This is a genomic window from Dietzia sp. UBA5065, assembly GCA_002415925.1.
In the GTDB taxonomy this organism is placed as follows: domain Bacteria; phylum Actinomycetota; class Actinomycetes; order Mycobacteriales; family Mycobacteriaceae; genus Dietzia.
Genome location: DIAZ01000101.1, coordinates 1 through 1,391 on the forward strand (window position 1 = coordinate 1; position 1,391 = coordinate 1,391).

General features: G+C 75.9%; 1 protein-coding gene. It reads right to left on the reverse strand.

Translation table 11 applies throughout. From position 1 onward, the window contains the following. On the reverse strand, window positions 1-1,391 hold a 1,391-nt coding region (locus B4M60_RS07725), incomplete at both ends, for an ATP-binding cassette domain-containing protein (protein ID WP_291081936.1).

The window sequence follows — 1,391 nt, forward strand, 5'->3', positions numbered from 1 at the left end:
CGGTCGCAGAAGCCGTCGTCGTGGCTGACCAGGAGCAAAGCCCCCCGCCACTGTGAGAGCGCGTCGGCGAGCACCTGCACGCCGTCGAGGTCGAGGTTGTTGGTGGGCTCGTCCAGGACCAGCAACTGCGGCACCGGCCGGGCGAACAGCCGCGCCGCCAGCGCCGCCCGGAGGCGCTCGCCGCCGGACAGGTCCGCGAGCCTGCGGAACCCGGCGTCGCCGGTGAACAGGAAACGCGCCGCGTGGGCGTGGGCCTCCTCCGCCGACGCCTCGGGGCGGACCGCGCGGATCGCGTCGACGACCGACCACTCCGGCTGCGCCACCCGCAGATCCTGCGGCAGCAGGGCCCAGGGCACGTGGACGGCCTCGTCGTGGTCGCCCGCCTCCGAGGCGCCCCGGCCCGCGCCCGAACCGCCCGAACGGCCTCCACGACCGGCCACACCCTCGCCGAACAGCCGCCGCAGCAACGTGGTCTTGCCGCTGCCGTTGGGTCCGGCCAGACGCACGCGCGCCGGCCCCGCGAGGTGGATCCGGCCGGCGACCGGGTCCACGGCGTCCAGGACGATCCGGCCCGTCGGCAGCCCGGGATCGGGCATCGGGATCCGCAGCAGTTCGTCGTGCCGCACCGCGTCGTCGGCCTCGCTCAACCGCTCGCGGGCCCGGTCGACACCCTGTTGGTGGACCGTGCGCAGCCTGCCCGCCGACTCCTGGGCGGACTTCCGGCGCGCGTCCATGAGGATCTTGGGCATCCCGCCCGCCGCCTGGACGCGGCGCCCCTGCGCGGCCCGGCGGCTGGCCTTCTCGGCCCCCTCTGCCTTGTCCCGCTTCTCGGCGCGCAGGTCGTTGCGCGCACCCGTCAGCGCCTGCAGCGCGGCGGCCTGCTCGGCGTCCACCACCTCGCGGTAGTGGCGATACGCCCCGCCGAATACCCGGCACCTGCCGGCCCGCAGTTCGACGGTGGTGTCGACGCGCTCCAGCAGCTCCAGGTCGTGGCTCACCACCAGCGCTACCCGCTCCCCGCCGGCGGTGAACCGGTCGAGGGCGTCGAACAGCCGGGCGCGCGCCCGTCGATCCAGGTTGTTGGTCGGCTCGTCCAACAGCAGCACCCGCGGCTGGCCGAGGAGCCGGCCCGCCACCGCCGCGAGGGTGCGTTCCCCGCCGGACAGCGCACCGGTCGGCCGGCTCAGCTCCGTGGGCAGGCCCAGCTCCGCCAGGAGCGCGACGGTCCGCTCGGCCACCGCCCAGTCGTCGCCGATCGCGGTGAAGTCGTCGTCGTCGCCCTCCCCCGCCTCGATCCGTTCCAGCGCGGCCAGGCGCGCTCCCACACCGAGTTCGTCGGCGAGGGTGCGGCCGGCGGGGGCGTCGGCGAGCAGCTGCGGCAGGTAGGCCAC